The organism is Streptomyces sp. NPDC096193 (assembly GCF_040302905.1).
In the GTDB taxonomy this organism is placed as follows: domain Bacteria; phylum Actinomycetota; class Actinomycetes; order Streptomycetales; family Streptomycetaceae; genus Streptomyces.
On sequence record NZ_JBEOSJ010000009.1, the window covers coordinates 1 to 15,576 of the forward strand.

Annotated in this window: 13 protein-coding genes and 1 rRNA gene; 8 read left to right on the forward strand and 6 right to left on the reverse strand. The window is 70.3% G+C overall.

Features of this window, described 5'->3' with window-relative positions; translation table 11 throughout:
• A 5S ribosomal RNA gene (gene rrf, locus ABTX78_RS15360) occupies positions 1-92 on the forward strand; the annotation flags it as partial.
• A gap of 93 nt (positions 93-185) precedes the next feature.
• On the opposite strand, the gene ABTX78_RS15365 is transcribed toward rrf, so the two are convergent.
• From ABTX78_RS15365 to ABTX78_RS15385, 5 genes are read right to left on the reverse strand one after another with little or no spacing between them, the layout of a single operon-like run.
• A complete protein-coding gene (locus ABTX78_RS15365) occupies positions 186-1,496 on the reverse strand; it encodes a DUF58 domain-containing protein (RefSeq protein WP_352207289.1) in 1,311 nt (436 codons plus the stop codon).
• Between the two features lie 9 nt (positions 1,497-1,505).
• Positions 1,506-2,489, reverse strand: coding sequence for an AAA family ATPase (locus ABTX78_RS15370; protein WP_352207290.1), 984 nt, complete (start codon positions 2,487-2,489; stop codon positions 1,506-1,508).
• Positions 2,486-3,685, reverse strand: coding sequence for a DUF4350 domain-containing protein (locus ABTX78_RS15375; protein ID WP_352207291.1), 1,200 nt, complete (start codon positions 3,683-3,685; stop codon positions 2,486-2,488). Before ABTX78_RS15375 ends, ABTX78_RS15370 begins: the two co-directional genes overlap by 4 nt.
• Entirely contained in the window at positions 3,682-4,371 is a 690-nt protein-coding gene (locus tag ABTX78_RS15380) for a DUF4129 domain-containing protein (protein ID WP_502993878.1), read from the reverse strand. Before ABTX78_RS15380 ends, ABTX78_RS15375 begins: the two co-directional genes overlap by 4 nt.
• Before the next feature lie 4 nt (positions 4,372-4,375).
• Entirely contained in the window at positions 4,376-5,602 is a 1,227-nt protein-coding gene (locus tag ABTX78_RS15385) for a DUF7847 domain-containing protein (RefSeq protein WP_352207293.1), read from the reverse strand.
• Positions 5,603-5,784: 182 nt separating this feature from the next.
• Between ABTX78_RS15385 and mtnA the strand changes: the two genes are divergently transcribed.
• The 7 genes from mtnA (at position 5,785) to ABTX78_RS15420 (ending at position 14,384) form a co-directional block, all read left to right on the forward strand.
• Positions 5,785-6,927, forward strand: a complete 1,143-nt coding sequence (mtnA, locus tag ABTX78_RS15390; protein ID WP_352207294.1) for an S-methyl-5-thioribose-1-phosphate isomerase — start codon at positions 5,785-5,787, stop codon at positions 6,925-6,927.
• A 4-nt stretch (positions 6,928-6,931) separates the two neighbouring features.
• Positions 6,932-7,621, forward strand: coding sequence for a two-component system response regulator MtrA (gene mtrA / locus ABTX78_RS15395; RefSeq protein WP_187438793.1), 690 nt, complete (start codon positions 6,932-6,934; stop codon positions 7,619-7,621).
• 1 nt (position 7,622) lies between these two features.
• Positions 7,623-9,644 (forward strand): MtrAB system histidine kinase MtrB, encoded by a 2,022-nt coding sequence (gene mtrB / locus ABTX78_RS15400; protein ID WP_352207295.1) that lies wholly within the window; start codon positions 7,623-7,625, stop codon positions 9,642-9,644.
• Positions 9,634-11,490: an LpqB family beta-propeller domain-containing protein gene (locus tag ABTX78_RS15405; protein ID WP_352207296.1), complete on the forward strand. Its 1,857-nt coding sequence runs from the start codon at positions 9,634-9,636 to the stop codon at positions 11,488-11,490. The genes mtrB and ABTX78_RS15405 overlap by 11 nt, the downstream gene beginning before the upstream one ends.
• 196 nt (positions 11,491-11,686) lie before the next feature.
• The gene (locus tag ABTX78_RS15410) at positions 11,687-12,412 is read left to right on the forward strand and encodes a ComF family protein (RefSeq protein WP_352207297.1); all 726 of its coding nucleotides are present in this window, start codon (positions 11,687-11,689) and stop codon (positions 12,410-12,412) included.
• 331 nt (positions 12,413-12,743) lie between these two features.
• Positions 12,744-13,433: a ribosome hibernation-promoting factor, HPF/YfiA family gene (hpf, locus tag ABTX78_RS15415; protein ID WP_352207298.1), complete on the forward strand. Its 690-nt coding sequence runs from the start codon at positions 12,744-12,746 to the stop codon at positions 13,431-13,433.
• Between the two features lie 201 nt (positions 13,434-13,634).
• Positions 13,635-14,384, forward strand: coding sequence for a response regulator (locus tag ABTX78_RS15420; RefSeq protein ID WP_352207299.1), 750 nt, complete (start codon positions 13,635-13,637; stop codon positions 14,382-14,384).
• Here the strand turns inward: ABTX78_RS15420 and ABTX78_RS15425 are convergent.
• On the reverse strand, positions 14,377-15,540 hold the full coding sequence (locus ABTX78_RS15425) for a winged helix-turn-helix domain-containing protein (protein ID WP_352207300.1): 1,164 nt from the start codon (positions 15,538-15,540) through the stop codon (positions 14,377-14,379). The two genes, ABTX78_RS15420 and ABTX78_RS15425, sit on opposite strands and share 8 nt — an antisense overlap.
• Positions 15,541-15,576 lie beyond the last annotated feature (36 nt).

Here is a 15,576-nt window from a genome sequence, read left to right on the forward strand (position 1 = left end):
CGCCCGGTTACATTCCGAACCCGGAAGCTAAGCCTTTCAGCGCCGATGGTACTGCAGGGGGGACCCTGTGGGAGAGTAGGACGCCGCCGAACAATCATTGTGGGAAGGCCCCGCACCTCTGGTGCGGGGCCTTTCTGCGTTCCGGGCCGAATGGGTGGAAGCCCTTGGGGCTCCACATGTGGGCTTTACAGCTTTCCAGCCGCCTTCAGCGCCAAATAGGCGTCCGCGAGGGCCGGAGCGAGATTGTCCGGGGTCGCGTCCACAACAATGACGCCATGGCGCTGAAGTTGCTCCGCTGTGCGGCGCCGCTGAGCCTGGGACTGTGTACCCGCCGCGGCGTCGTAGACGGCCTCCACGTTGCCTCGGGCCGTGGACATCTCCTGGATGTGTGGATCGGCCACCGCGGCCACCAGCACGGTGTGCCGTTGGGTGAGCTGAGGAAGGACCGGCAGCAGACCCTCTTCGATGGGGGTGGCATCGAGGCCGGTCAGCAGCACGATCAGTGATCGTCGCGGAGCGCTCTTGAGAGCCGCCGCACTCAGGCCACGCGCATCGGTCTCGACGAGCTCCGGCTCCAAGGGGGCGAGGGCGTTGACCATGGCGGGCAGGAGTTCGCCCGCGGATCGTCCCTGTACCTGGGCTCGGATACGGCGGTCGTACGCCAGGAGATCGACTCGGTCGCCGGCGCGCGAGGCAAGCGCGGTGAGGAGCAGTGCGGCGTCCATCGCGGCGTCCAGGCGCGGGACATCTCCCACTCGGCCGGCGGACGTGCGACCGGTGTCGAGTACGACGAGGATGTGGCGGTCGCGTTCCGGCCGCCAGGTACGTACGGCAACGGTTGTCTGGCGGGCGGTGGCCCGCCAGTCGATGGAGCGGGTGTCGTCCCCGGGCACGTAGTCACGAAGACTGTCGAACTCGGTCCCCTGCCCACGGATCAGGACGCTGGTGCGGCCGTCGAGTTCTCGCAGACGGGCCAGGCGTGACGGCAGGTGCTTGCGGCTGGCGAACGGCGGCAGGACGCGGACCGTCCAGGGGACGCTGTGATTGCTCTGGCGTGCGGCGAGGCCGAGAGGGCCGTACGACCGGACGGTGACCCGATCGGCATGACGGTCGCCGCGGCGCGTGGGGCGCAGAGTGGTGGTGATGCGTCGGCGTTCACCGGCGGGCACGGTCACCTTGTGCCGGGATGCGGCTTGTTCGGTGCCTGCGACCCAGCTGCTGGGAGGCCATGCGTCGCGGAGGTCGGCGCGCAGGCGGCGCGCTGCGGGGTTGGTGATGGTCAGCTGGACGTCAGCCCGTTCGCCGAGTCGAACTGATGTATCACCGCTTCGAGTGAATCGGAGCGTTCGCACTGGCGCGGCGAGGGCGTAGTCGCACAAGATTGCCAAAGAAAGAGGCGCATTCACAGCAAGCATCCCCGTCCAGCTGGGCGCGAGGATGCCCACGGGGAGAGAGCCGAGAGCGGCGAGCAGTGCGGTTCGTCCGGTGAGGGCCATGGCGTTGCCTCAGCGGGGGACGGGGACGTGGCTGAGGATCGCGGTGATGACGGAGTCGGCGGTGACTCCTTCCATCTCTGCTTCCGGCCGGAGCTGGATCCGATGGCGCAGCGTTGGCAGGGCCAGCGCCTTCACGTCGTCGGGGATGACGTAGTCGCGGCCGGTGAGCCACGCCCACGCGCGGGCGGTGGACAACAGGGCCGTAGCGCCTCGGGGGGACACACCGAGACTAAGTGAGGGGGACTCGCGGGTGGCACGACAGATATCGACGACATAGCCGGTGATCTCGGCGGACACCGAGGTTTTGGCGACGGCGGCCCGGGCCGCCTCCAGGTCGGCGGGCCCGGCGACGGGGCGCACTCCCGCAGCGTGGAGGTCGCGTGGGTTGAAGCCTTCGGCGTGTCGGGTCAGCACGCCGATCTCGTCGTCCCGCGAGGGCAGCGGCACGGTCAGCTTCAGCAGGAAGCGGTCGAGTTGGGCTTCGGGCAGGGGATAGGTCCCCTCGTACTCCACGGGGTTCTGCGTAGCCGCGACCAGGAAGGGATCCGGCAGCATGCGGGGCGTGCCGTCCACCGTGACCTGGCGCTCTTCCATCGCCTCGAGGAGCGAGGACTGGGTCTTGGGAGGCGTGCGGTTGATCTCGTCGGCGAGCAGAAGATTGGTGAAGACGGGACCGGGCTGGAAGGAGAACTCTGCGCTGCGGGCGTCGTAGACGAGCGAGCCGGTGACATCGCTGGGCATGAGGTCGGGGGTGAACTGGACACGCTTGGTGTCGAGTTCGAGTGATGCCGCGAGTGCGCGGACCAGGAGGGTCTTGGCAACTCCGGGTACCCCTTCGAGAAGGACATGGCCGCGGCAGAGCAGGGCCACGACGAGTCCGGTGACAGCGGGATCCTGGCCGACCACGGCCTTGGCGATCTCGGTGCGCAGGGCTTCCAGGGAAGCGCGGGCGCGGTCCGAGCTCTCAGCTGTCTCGGGTGTCGGGGCGCTCATGAGGTGCGTACCTCTCTTTCGAGGGCGTCGAGTTGATCTGCCAGGTGAACAAGTGCGGTGTCGTCGGCCGGAGCCGGCCCGAACAGCAGGGCGATGAGATCCCGGTCGCTTTCGGCCAGGCGCACGGAGACGGCGGGGAGCAGCGCCTCGGGGGAGTGGGCGTCACGGGCGGAGACGCCGAGGAGTGGCGCGAGCCGGGTACGGGTGGCGGAGCGCAGTGCCGCGGCGGCGCGGTCACGGGCGTTCACCTTGCGGTAGAGGCGGGCGCGTCCCTGCGTGGATTCGGATGCCCGGATGGCCACCGGCAGCCGTTCGGTGACGAGGGGGCCGAGGCGGCGGGCACGCCAGATGGCTGCGAGGGCGGCGGCGAAGGTCAGTTGGAGGGTGCCCCAGAGCCAGCCCGAAGGGATCAGGTCGAAGAACGTGCTGTCGGTGTCTGCATCGGTGCCGTCCTCGGTGGCGGAGCCGTCGGCGAGTGAGGGGAGGTACCAGACCAGATGAGGGCGGGAACCGAGGAGTTGGAGCGCGAGAGAGGCGTTGCCGCGCTGGTCGAGGCGGTCGTTGTACAGGATGTCGGGGGCGCCGAGCAGGACGGTGTCCCCGCCATCGGAGTCGTCGATCCTGACGAGGCTGGGCAGTCCCTCACTCGGGTAACAGGCGTCGGTCCCGGGCGCCTTGGTGATGTAGCGCTCGCCGCCGAGGTCGGCGTTGCCCGCCCTGCGCGCGGCAGCGAGGGAGCACTCGGGAGTGCGCGCTGCGACAGGGGCCGGGGTGTCGGAGCGCACCCCGGGGGCCAGCGTCTGGACGGATGCGGCACCGGCGGAGACGAGCACGGTGCGTCCGCCGGAGGTTGCTGTCGCCGCCCGGAGGGTTTCCTGCTGGCTGTTCGTCAGCAGGTCGGGCGTCGCGACCAGAAGTGTGGTGTCCATGTCGGCAGCGGCAGTTGCCTCGTCCAGAGTGGTGACCACACGGGTGGAGACACCGCTGTCCTTGAGGATCTCGGCCACGGCGCGGCTGCCCAGACCGTCGGCCGAGCGCGGGTCGAGGCGGCCGTGCTGGTCGCCGGACTGCAACGCGGCCATGGCGATGCCGGCCACCAGGAGAATCACCAGGGCCAGCAACAGGCCGCGGGTGCGGGACCACACCTGGCGGCCGGTGGGGGACATGGACGTGGAGCTGGGGGCGACTCCGGTCATCCGGCCGCTCCGTGGGACGCGCCGGCGAGTTGGGGCTTGGCGCGCTCCAGTTCGAGGTCGAGGTCGCGCAGCCGCAGATACGCCTGCCGGTCGGCGGTCCGGCCGCCGTACGTGACGTCGTCGAACTCCTCTGCGGCGGCCCGCAGCCCGGCGGTGTGGTCGGGGAGGGAGCGGCCGCCTTCGGCAGCTGCCTCGTCGGCGGTGCGGCCCGGACGCGGATCGAGGAGGGCGCGTTCTTCCAGCGAGCGGACGATGGCACGCATCCGTTCTTGGACGGCCTGGTTCCAGCGTTCGGCCGCCGCGTGGGTCTCCGCGGCGCTGCGGTGTTCCGCCGCGCTGCGGGGGACGTCGTCGAAGAGTGAGTCGGCCGAGGTCGCAGCGCGGTGGGGGGTGCCAAGTCGCCACCAGAGGGCGGCGATCAGGCCGATGACCAGCAACGCGACGACGACAAGGCCGAGCGGGCCGCCGGGGGTGGCGCCGGAGGCGGTGTCGAAGATGCCGCCCACCCATGCCCAGAAGCGGTCGAGGGCGCGCTGGAGCAGGCTCGGGTCGTTCTCGTGGTACATCGGCTTCGACAGCTCGCGCTCCGCCGCCTCCCTGGCAGGTATCCGAGGAGTGTCCACCGGTACGTCGTCGCCGGCGGCCAAGGCCGCCCGCCCTGCTGGCACACCCCCCGCGGTGAACACCGCATCAGCCCCTGGTGTGGGTGCCGGGGAGCTCGGAACCGTAGCCGGAGACGCCTGCGGCCCGAGCGAGTTCGATGTCCAGCGCCTCGCGGCGGATGCGCTGGTCGATGTAGAGGAGCACCGTCACACCGGCGGAGATCGGGTAGGTGATGGAGGACGCGATCACCGATCCGATACCGGTGATGATCAGGAAGGCCCAGCCGAATTCCGGCGTGGTGCCGGAGAAGAGGTCACCGAATCCGGTGCCGTCCACGGCAAAGGCGATCACGCTGAACGGCACTGCGATGATCATCGACACGAGCAGCGTCAGCAGCAGCGTCAGCGCGATGACGCCGAACGTCCGCCACCAGGCGCCCTGCACCAGCTTCGCGGAGCGGCGCAGGGACTGGATGATGCCCTGGCGCTCCAGCATCAGGGCGGGCGAGGCGAGGGCGAAGCGGACCATCAGCCACAGGATGACCGGTCCGGCGGCGAGTCCTCCGAGGACGGCGAGCGCGACTCCGGCGCCGCCGCCGATCAGCAGACCGGGTACCAGCGCCACGGCCATGATTCCCGCGCTCATCAGCGGCAGCAGCAGGGTGAGGCCGAGGAGTTGGGGCAGCCGGGGCCGGGCCTCCTGCCAGGCCTCGGTGAGGCTGACCGGGCGCCCCAGCACGGAGCGGCTGATGACCATGGTGAGCAGGGCGGTGGTGAAGAGCGTGCCGACCAGCGCGATGAGGATCGACGGACCCATGGCCACCAGGCTGGCTTGCAGGGAGTCGACGGACTGGCGAAGCGCCTCCGACGGGTCCGCGTCGGGGTCGACCTCGGGGGGTGTGGGAAGCAGGTAGCGCTCGACGAGGATGTCGCAGATCTGGGAGATCACGGAGACGGTGATCGTGATGCCCAGGACCGTGCGCCAGTGGGCGCGCAGCGTGGAGACCGCGCCGTCGAGGATCTCACCGACGCCGAGCGGGCGGAGCGGGATCACACCGGGCTTGGCCGCGGGGGGCGGGCCCCACGCGCCGCGCGGCGGGCCGTCGCCCCAGCCGGGAGCGGGCGGCGGTACCGGCGGGGGAGCCTGAGGCGGCCCCGTCGGCGCCGACCACTGGCCGGCGGGCGGCTGCTCCTTGGACCACTTCGAGGCGGGGCCGCTCTCGTCGGCGGGCCCGGCGGGCCGGGGCACGCCGGGGTCGTCCTGCCCGTTGGAGGGAGCGGATCCGGGCGAGGCCCAACCCGGAGTGTCGTTCACCGTCGTCCACCTCATGCACTGGTTGTGGTGCCGGCTCGGCGAGCCGGAGCGTTCACGCGGCCTGTCGGTGTATCGGGTCGGCAGGCTGGCAGCCATCGTGCCACGCGGGGCCCGCTGGTGGGCGGGGCCCTGTATCTCCTTCGCACCTTCATTGTCGGAGTCTCACCGGGCAGACTGGGCGGATGGCTGATCAGTACGCACAAAACCCGGTGGGCGACGAGCCGCCCCCGCTTCCCGCGCTGCGCTGGAGCGAGCCTCCGGAAGGGCCCGTGCTGGTGCTTCTGGACCAGACCCGGCTTCCTGCCGAGGAGGTCGAGCTGGTCTGCACCGATGTGCCCGCCCTGGTGCAGGCCATCCAGACCCTCGCCGTGCGCGGGGCGCCTCTGCTGGGCATCGCCGGTGCCTACGGCGTGGCGCTCGCCGCCGCACGCGGTTACGACGTCGAGGAGGCGGCGCCCCTGCTCGAAGGCGCGCGGCCCACCGCGGTGAACCTGGCCTACGGAGTGGGGCATGCGGTCGCCGCGTACCGGGCGGCTGCCGACAAGGGCCCCGAGGAGGCCGCCCAGGCGGCTCTGACGGCCGCCAGAGAGCTGCACCGGAAGGACGCCGAGGCCAGTGCCCAGATGGCCCGTCACGGGCTCGCTCTGCTCGATGAGCTGCTGCCGGGCGGCGGGCACCGGATCCTGACCCACTGCAACACCGGTGCGCTGGTCTCGGGCGGGGAGGGCACGGCGTTCGCCGTGGCGCTTCACGCTCACCGGGCCGGCGAGCTGCGGCGGCTGTGGGTGGACGAGACGCGGCCGCTGCTCCAGGGGGCGCGGCTGACGGCGTACGAGGCCGCTCGCCACGGGATGCCCTACACGCTGCTCACGGACAGTGCCGCGGGCTCCCTGTTCGCCGCGGGCGAGGTGGATGCGGTACTCATAGGCGCCGACCGCATAGCCGCGGACGGCTCGGTGGCCAACAAGGTGGGGAGCTATCCGCTCGCCGTACTGGCGAAGTACCACCATGTGCCGTTCATCGTGGTCGCTCCGACCACGACGGTGGACCTGAGTACGCCGGACGGGGCGTCGATCGAGGTGGAGCAGAGGGCCGGACACGAAGTCACGGAAGTCACCGCCCCGCAGGTTCCTGCGGCCGCGGGAGCAGTGGGTGGCGGGCTTCCCGTCGCGCCGCTGGGGACCCAGGCGTACAACCCGGCCTTCGATGTCACTCCGCCGGATCTGGTGACGGCGATCGTCACCGAACTGGGGGCGTTGTCGCCGGTCACCGGCGGTGGCATCGCCGAGCTGTGTGCCAGGTCACGCCAGGTAACGATTAGCTAATGGGATGATGTCGATTATGAAGGGACGAGTCCTTGTCGTCGATGACGACACCGCACTGGCCGAGATGCTCGGGATTGTGCTGCGTGGTGAAGGTTTCGAGCCGTCGTTCGTAGCGGACGGCGACAAGGCACTTGCCGCTTTCCGTGAGGCAAAACCGGATCTTGTGCTGCTGGACCTCATGCTGCCCGGACGGGACGGCATCGAGGTGTGCCGCCTGATCAGGGCGGAGTCCGGCGTGCCGATCGTGATGCTCACCGCCAAGAGCGACACCGTGGACGTGGTGGTCGGCCTGGAGTCCGGGGCTGACGACTACATCGTGAAACCGTTCAAGCCGAAGGAGCTGGTCGCCCGTATCCGGGCGCGGCTGAGGAGGTCGGAGGAGCCGGCGCCGGAACAGCTGGCGATCGGTGACCTGGTCATCGACGTGGCCGGTCACTCCGTGAAGCGGGAGGGACAGTCCATCGCGCTGACCCCGCTGGAGTTCGACCTGCTCGTCGCGCTGGCCCGTAAGCCGTGGCAGGTGTTCACCCGTGAGGTGCTGCTCGAGCAGGTCTGGGGCTACCGTCACGCCGCGGACACCAGGCTGGTGAACGTGCACGTCCAGCGGCTGCGTTCCAAGGTCGAGAAGGACCCCGAGCGTCCGGAGATCGTGGTGACCGTACGTGGTGTCGGTTACAAGGCCGGACCGAGCTGACATGACCCGAGGCAGCGTTGCTCCGAAGCCCGGGGAGCCGGGAGTCCGTACGGGGCGGGCTGTCGGACCGGGGCATGGGACGTCGCGATTCGGTCGCCTGCTGCGTGGCGGGCGGCCGGGTCGGAACGGCGATCTCGGCCGGCTGATGCTCCGGCTCTTCCTGCGCTGGGTCCGCCGGCCGCTGCTGCCCGCTGTGCGGCTGTGGCGCCGGAACATCCAGCTCAGGGTCGTCGCGATGACGCTGCTCATGTCGCTCGGCGTGGTCGCGCTCCTCGGGTTCGTCGTCATCGGGCAGGTGCGCAACGGCCTGCTCGACGCCAAGGCGAAGGCGGCGCAGAGCCAGGCGGCCGGCGGCTTCGCCGTGGCGCGGGAGCGGGCTGCCAATCTGCGGACCGAGTCCGGTGCGCAGGACGGCGGCGGTACGAGCGGTCGGACGGCGACGAGCTGGCGGTCCGACCTCGTGGAGCAGCTGGCCAGTGGTGGCCAGGGCGCGTTCAACGTGGTGGCGCTGAGCGCCGACGCCGCCAACGCGGGCAACCGTTTCCCGCGGACCTCGGGCAGCGTGGACCCGTCCAGCATTCCGCAGGAGCTGCGGGACGCCGTGGACCAGGGCACGGGGACGTACGAGACGTACATCCAGATCAACTACAACGACGATCATGATCCGGAGCCCGGCCTGGTCGTCGGCACCCGGCTCAACGACATCGAGGAATATCCGTACGAGCTGTACTACGTCTTCCCGCTCGCGCAGGAGGAGCAGTCGCTCAATCTGGTCAGAGGCACGCTTGCCACGGCCGGGTTGTTCGTCGTCGTGCTGCTCGGTGCCATCGCCTGGCTCGTGGTGCGCCAGATCGTCACACCGGTGCGTATGGCCGCCGGGATCGCCGAGCGGCTGTCCGCCGGCCGTCTCCAGGAGCGGATGAAGGTCACCGGTGAGGACGACATCGCCAGACTCGGTGAAGCCTTCAACAAGATGGCGCAGAGTCTTCAGCTCAAGATCCAGCAGCTGGAGGAGCTCTCCCGGATGCAGCGGCGCTTCGTCTCGGACGTCTCGCACGAACTGCGGACTCCGCTGACGACGGTGCGGATGGCGGCCGACGTCATCCATGAGGCGCGGGTCGGCTTCGATCCGGTGACCGCGCGTTCGGCGGAGCTCCTCGGGGACCAGCTCGACCGGTTCGAGTCGCTGCTCTCCGACCTCCTGGAGATCAGCCGCTTCGATGCGGGAGCGGCCGCGCTGGAGGCCGAGCCGATAGACCTCCGCGAAGTCGTACGGCGGGTCATCGGTGGCGCCGAGCCGCTCGCCGAGCGCAAGGGCACCCGGATACGCGTGGTCGGCGACGAGCAGCCCGTCGTGGCCGAGGCCGACGCTCGCCGCGTCGAGCGGGTGCTGCGCAACCTCGTCGTCAACGCCGTCGAGCACGGCGAGGGCCGGGACGTCGTCGTGCGCATGGCGGTCGCCGGCGGCGCGGTCGCTGTGGCCGTAAGGGACTACGGCGTGGGACTGAAGCCCGGAGAGGCGACCCGGGTGTTCAACCGCTTCTGGCGGGCCGACCCGGCCAGAGCGCGTACCACCGGCGGTACCGGTCTCGGTCTGTCCATCGCCGTCGAGGACGCGCGGCTGCACGGTGGCTGGCTCCAGGCGTGGGGTGAGCCGGGCGGAGGTTCGCAGTTCCGGCTGACGCTGCCGCGGACCGCGGACGAGCCGCTGCGCGGTTCGCCGGTACCCCTGGAGCCGGAGGACTCGCGACAGAACCGGGAGCGCGCCCTCGCCGAAGTGGCCGGACCGCACCTGAACGGGCACCTGCTGGCGTCCGTGCCCGTCCAGTCCGGGTCGGACCGTTCGCCGCTCTCCGTATCGCCGGGTGCTCCGGTACCGCCTCGTACGCCCCCGCAGGGCGTGGACCCGACCGCGCTGCCCGGCAACGGAGCCCGGGTCGTGGCGCGTGCGGGGAACGACGGTCAGGACTCCGCCCTCGCACAGCATGCTTCCGACCGGGAGGACACGAATCGTGGGCGCTGATTCGCGTCGCAGAGGACGTCGAGGCGCGCTGCGCGTGGTCGCGCTGCTCGGTGCCGGCGGTGTGCTGGCCGGGTGCGCCTCGATGCCCGACACCGGTGACATCCGTCCCGTGAAGGCGTCTCCGGGCGCCGACTCCGAGGTGCAGGTGTACGCCGTGAAACCCCGCAAGGGAGCGGCGGCCGACGAGATCGTCAACGGCTTTCTCGAAGCGATGACCAGTGACGACGCCAATTTCGCCATCGCCCGGACGTATCTGACGCCGGAGGCGTCGCAGAAGTGGCGGCCCGACGCCAGTACGACGGTGCTGGAGACGGCTCCCACCGCCGGCCGGGCCGCGGTGGGCGGAGTCAGCACGGGGACCAGCTACCAGCTCAAGGGCAAGCAGATCGCCGTGGTCGACTCGCAGCACGCCTTTCAGGCGAGCACGACCGAGGCGCAGGACTACGACTGGACGATGCACCTCTCCCGGCAGGGCGGCATAGAGGGCAAGGGGGAGTGGCGCATCGACAGCCCGCCGCCGGGCCTGCTGCTCGGCGCATCGGACTTCCAGCGGAACTACGTCTCCATCAACAAGTACTACTTCGCCGCCGCACCGGGTGGAGCAGGGGAAACCGTCGTGTCCGACCCGGTCTTCATCCGGCAGCGGATGGATCCGGTGACACGGATGGACCCCGTGACGCAGTCGGTCAACACGCTGCTCGACGGGCCCACGGACTGGCTGGACCCGGTGGTGGACTCACGCTTCCCGCAGGGTACGGCGCTGAAGAGCGGCGTCACGTCCCTCGCGTCCGACGACCGGAACGTGCTGAAGGTGCCTCTCAACGAGAAGGCGTCCAACGTCGGCCGCGAGCAGTGCAAGAAGATGGCGGCGCAGATCTCGCTCACGCTCAGGGAACTGTCGTCCACTCGGGTCGAACAGGTGGAGCTGGAGCGTTCGAATGGCACGCAGCTGTGCGTGCTCGACAGCGTCGAGGCCGACGGTTACGCGCCGGACCGCGCGTCGGGGAAGCCGGTGTATCCGTACTTCGTCGATGACAAGAACCGGCTGGCGTGGCTCTCGGGCGCCACGAAGGAGGCCGCCACTCCGGCCAACGTGCGCGGACCGTTCGGTGACGGGCAGCTGCCGATCGGCGTCGTCGCGGTGGCGCACGACGAGGACACCGCGGCAGCGGTCTCCAAGGACTTCGGCAGCCTGTACGTCTCCTCGATCGAGACCGATTCCCAGCTGGCGGCCCCCGTGGTGCGCAGCCTCGGCAAGACGCAGGACACCCGGCTCTCGGCACCCAGCTGGGACGGCCGCAAGGACCTGTGGATCGCCGATCGCAACCCGGAGAACCCGGCGCTGCTGCGTCTCGTGGGCGGGAAGGGCACGCCGCAGAAGGTCAACGTTCCAGACCTCGGCGCCGCACGCATCGAGTCCGTGAAGGTGTCCGCGGACGGCGCGCGCGTCGCGCTGCTTCTGACGGAGGACGGCAAGACCACGCTGAAGATCGGGCGGGTGGAGCGCGGCCCCAAGGACAATCCGGTGGTCGTGGCCGAACTGGAGCCCGCGGCACCGCGGATGGAGACCGTCACGGCCGTCTCGTGGGCGGGCCCGAGTCGGCTCGTGGTGGTCGGCAAGGAGTCCGGCGGGGTGCAGCAGGTCCGCTACATCCAGACGGACGGCTCGACTTGGGACACGGGCGTGCTGCCCGGCCTCAACGGCGTGCAGTCGGTCGCCGCGGCGGACGGCGAGGACCGCCCGCTCGTGGCGTACTCCGAGGACGACGGCATCGTGCGGCTTCCGGCGGGTGCCAACTGGCAGCCGATCGTCGAGAAGGGCAGGGCACCGGTCTACCCGGGCTAGGAGACCTGGGGCGTATGGGTTCTCAGTCCTCTGGGCGCCGCGTCCGGTCGGCAGGCGGGCGAACCGGTCGGCGCTGTCCGGTCAATACACCGGTTGTCCACAGGCTGTTGTCCACATGCCCTCGTCGTGAGGCCGTTGTCCAAGCCGTTGTCCACAGGGGTGGCCGGACCTCCGAGGTGCGGGCACAGTGGTGGTCATGCGGAGGTGGTGGCAGGAAATCTCCGGCCTGGTGCTGCCGGCCGCATGCGGAGGCTGCGGCGTGCCCCGGACGCCGCTGTGCGAGAGATGCGCGCATGAGCTGTACGGCTCCTCTGCGTGCCGTGCGACGCCCGACCCCGAGCCGGCGGGCCTGCCGGAAGTCCATGCCGCCGCTCCTTACGCCGATGGGGTGCGCGCGGTGCTGATCGCGCACAAGGAGCGTGGCGCTCTGGGGCTGGCGCGGCCCCTCGGCGTCGCGCTGGCCGGGGCGGTGCGGGCTTCGGCGTCCCAGCCCGCGCGGGGCGAGGGTCCGCTGCTGCTCGTACCGGTGCCGTCGGCGCGGCACGCGGTGCGGGCCAGGGGACACGATGCGGCGCGCAGGATCGCGCTGGCCGCCGCGGGGGAGCTGCGGCGCACGGGGACGAGGGCGAGAGCGCTGCCGGTGCTGCGCCAGCGCCGTGAGGTGGCCGACCAGGCGGGCCTGACGGCCCGCGAGAGAGTGGCGAATCTGTCCGGCGCCCTCGTGGCGGTCCCAGGCGCCGGACGGCTTCTGGAGGGCGGCAGAGCGGTTCTGGTGGACGACCTGATGACCACGGGCGCGTCGCTGGCGGAGGCGGCGCGGGCGCTCCGCATGGCCACGGAACAGCGATTTACCGGATTCGGCGAGCCGACCGCGGCGGTCGTCGCAGTCCCACCCTCGGCTTTCGAAATAAACCGGAACTGACAGGGAAGGCGCTACGTTGCAGGTAGTGAGAGCCGAAATTGCCCTGAACGGAGGTACGCGCTGGTAGCGGGTGCCGAGACCCCTCCGATAGGGCTATGTTCGGTTGTGAGGAATGGGAATGCCCGGACCTCACCGAATGCACTGCCGTGCTTCCGGCCAGGGATTCGAGGACACGACAACCTCAAAATTGGTGGGGTGGAGATCTTGTCTCCGGGGGAGGAGGAGGTGAAAGTCGCCTAGTCCGAGACTCCGGCACACACCGGGGTCTGGTGCAAGAGGGAGACGCTCCGCAGCCGACGCGCAGGCGGGGCAATCCGGAACGGAGTTCTGCGTGGACATCGTCGTCAAGGGCCGCAAGACAGAGGTGCCTGAGCGGTTCCGCAAGCACGTGGCCGAGAAGCTGAAGCTGGACAAGATCCAGAAGCTCGACGGCAAGGTGATCAGCCTGGACGTCGAGGTGTCCAAGGAGCACAACCCGCGGCAGGCCGACCGTTCCGACCGCGTGGAGATCACCCTCCACTCGCGGGGCCCGGTGATCCGGGCAGAAGCAGCGGCCGCCGACCCCTACGCAGCGCTTGACCTGGCAACCGCGAAGCTGGAGGGACGGCTTCGCAAGCAGCACGACAAGCGCCACAACCGACGTGGCAGCGGCCGGATTTCGGCAGCCGAGGTCGCCGACGTCGTGCCTGGTGTGGCCGAGCTGAACGGCAACGGACAGCTCCGCCCCCTCGAGACGCCGCAGACCGTCCCCACCACCAGGATGGGCTCGCTCGAAGTGCAGGGCGAGGGACCGCTGGTGGTCCGCGAGAAGCTCCACACCGCAGCGCCGATGACGCTCGACCAGGCCCTCTACGAGATGGAACTGGTCGGACACGACTTCTATCTCTTCGTCGACTCCGAGACGAAGCAGCCCAGTGTGGTCTACCGGCGGCACGCCTACGACTACGGCGTCATCCACCTGGAGAGCGACCCGCTCGCCGGCTCCGAGGCGGGCGGCGCCGGAGGTGCACTCGGCGGCTGACGCGGCCGTCGCGCAGAACCGCAGGTCGGCGGTGCCCCTGAGCGCTCGGAGCGCCCTCGGGGGCGCCGCCGTGCGACCTGGAACGACCGCACGGTCGCCACGGCATGAAAGCATGGCGTCAGGAAGCCAACCCGTGTGCCATGCACTGAGGTTGGTGAACCACCCATGACCTTCAGGCCACTGCCTTCAGGGGGAGGAACGATGGCGGACAGCTTCGGGCCGGTACGCGCCGCGGGCGACGCCGCAGACACGGTCGTCGAGACCGACGCGGACAGGGGCAGCTCCCGCGAGGAGCCGATCCGTGTCCTCGTGGTGGACGACCACGCCCTCTTCCGGCGCGGCCTGGAGATCGTCCTCGCGCAGGAGGAGGACATCCAGGTCGTCGGCGAGGCGGGCGACGGTGCGGAAGCGGTCGACAAGGCCGCGGACCTGCTGCCGGACATCGTGCTGATGGATGTGCGGATGCCCAGGCGCGGCGGTATCGAGGCCTGTACCTCCATCAAGGAGGTGGCCCCCAGCGCGAAGATCATCATGCTGACGATCAGCGACGAGGAGGCCGACCTCTACGACGCGATCAAGGCGGGCGCGACCGGCTATCTGCTCAAGGAGATCTCCACCGACGAGGTGGCGACGGCCATCCGCGCGGTGGCTGACGGACAGTCGCAGATCAGCCCGTCCATGGCGTCCAAGCTGCTCACCGAGTTCAAGTCGATGATCCAGCGCACCGACGAGCGCCGGCTCGTGCCCGCGCCGCGGCTCACCGAGCGTGAGCTGGAGGTGCTCAAGCTGGTGGCCACGGGCATGAACAACCGTGACATCGCCAAGGAGTTGTTCATCTCGGAGAACACCGTGAAGAACCACGTCCGCAACATCCTGGAGAAGCTGCAGCTGCACTCCCGGATGGAGGCCGTGGTCTACGCGATGCGGGAGAAGATCCTCGAGATCAGGTGAGCTCGGCGAGAAGAGCGGCCCGCAGCTCGGGGCGGTCGACCCGCTCGATCCGGACGGCGTCGCAGCCCACCCACTCGGCGGCTTCCCGCAGCGCCTGCGCCATAGGTGCCACGGCCTTCGGGGTGTCGAGCGAGACATGCCTGGCCACGAGCGTCGTGCCCTCCCGCGCCGGGTCGACGCGCCCCAACAGCTTCCCGCCGGCGAGCAGCGGCATGGCGAAGTAGCCGTACACCCGCTTGGGCTTCGGGACGTACGCCTCGAGCCGGTGGGTGAAGCCGAAAATGCGTTCCGTCCGTGCGCGCTCCCAGATCAGCGAGTCGAACGGGGAGAGCAGCGTCGTGCGGTGGCGGCCCCGGGGCGCGGTGGCGAGGGCCTCGGGATCGGCCCACGCCGGCTTGGACCAGCCCTCGACCGTCACCGGCACGAGACCGGAGTCCGCGACCACCGCGTCGAACTGCTCGCCCTTGAGGCGGTGGTAGTCCGCGATGTCCGCGCGGGTGCCGATACCCAGGGACTGACCGGCGAGCCGGACGAGCCGGCGCAGACACTCCGCATCGTCCAGCTCGGTGTGCAGGAGATCGTCGGGAATGGCCCGCTCGGCCAGGTCGTACACCCGCTTCCAGCTGCGCCGTTCGGTGCACACCACCTCGCCGTACATCAGGGCCCGCTCGACGGCGACCTTGGAGGCGGACCAGTCCCACCACTCGCCGCCGTTCTTCGCGCCGCCCAACTCCGTGGCGGTGAGCGGACCTTCGGCGCGCAGCTGCTTGATCACGGTCTCGTAGGAGCCGTCCGGCAGGTCGTGCGACCACTGCGGGCGGGCGCGGTAGGCCCGGCGGCGGAACGCGAAGTGCGGCCACTCCTCGACGGGCAGGATGCAGGCCGCGTGCGACCAGTACTCGAAACTGTGGCCCTCGGTCCAGTACGAGTCCTCGACCGTGCGACGGCCGACCGCGCCGAGACGGGCGTAGGGGATCAGCTCGTGCGAGCGGGCCAGCACCGAGATCGTGTCGAGCTGCACGGCGCCCAGGTGCCGCAGCACCCCGCGCACCCCGCCGCGCCGGTCCGGCGCGCCCAGGAACCCCTGGGCCCGCAGCGCGATACGGCGGGCCTCGTCGGCGGACAGATCGGCGGCGGGAGGCGGCAGCGTCGTCATGGTCCGCACCATAGACGGCGGCACTGACATCGGGCC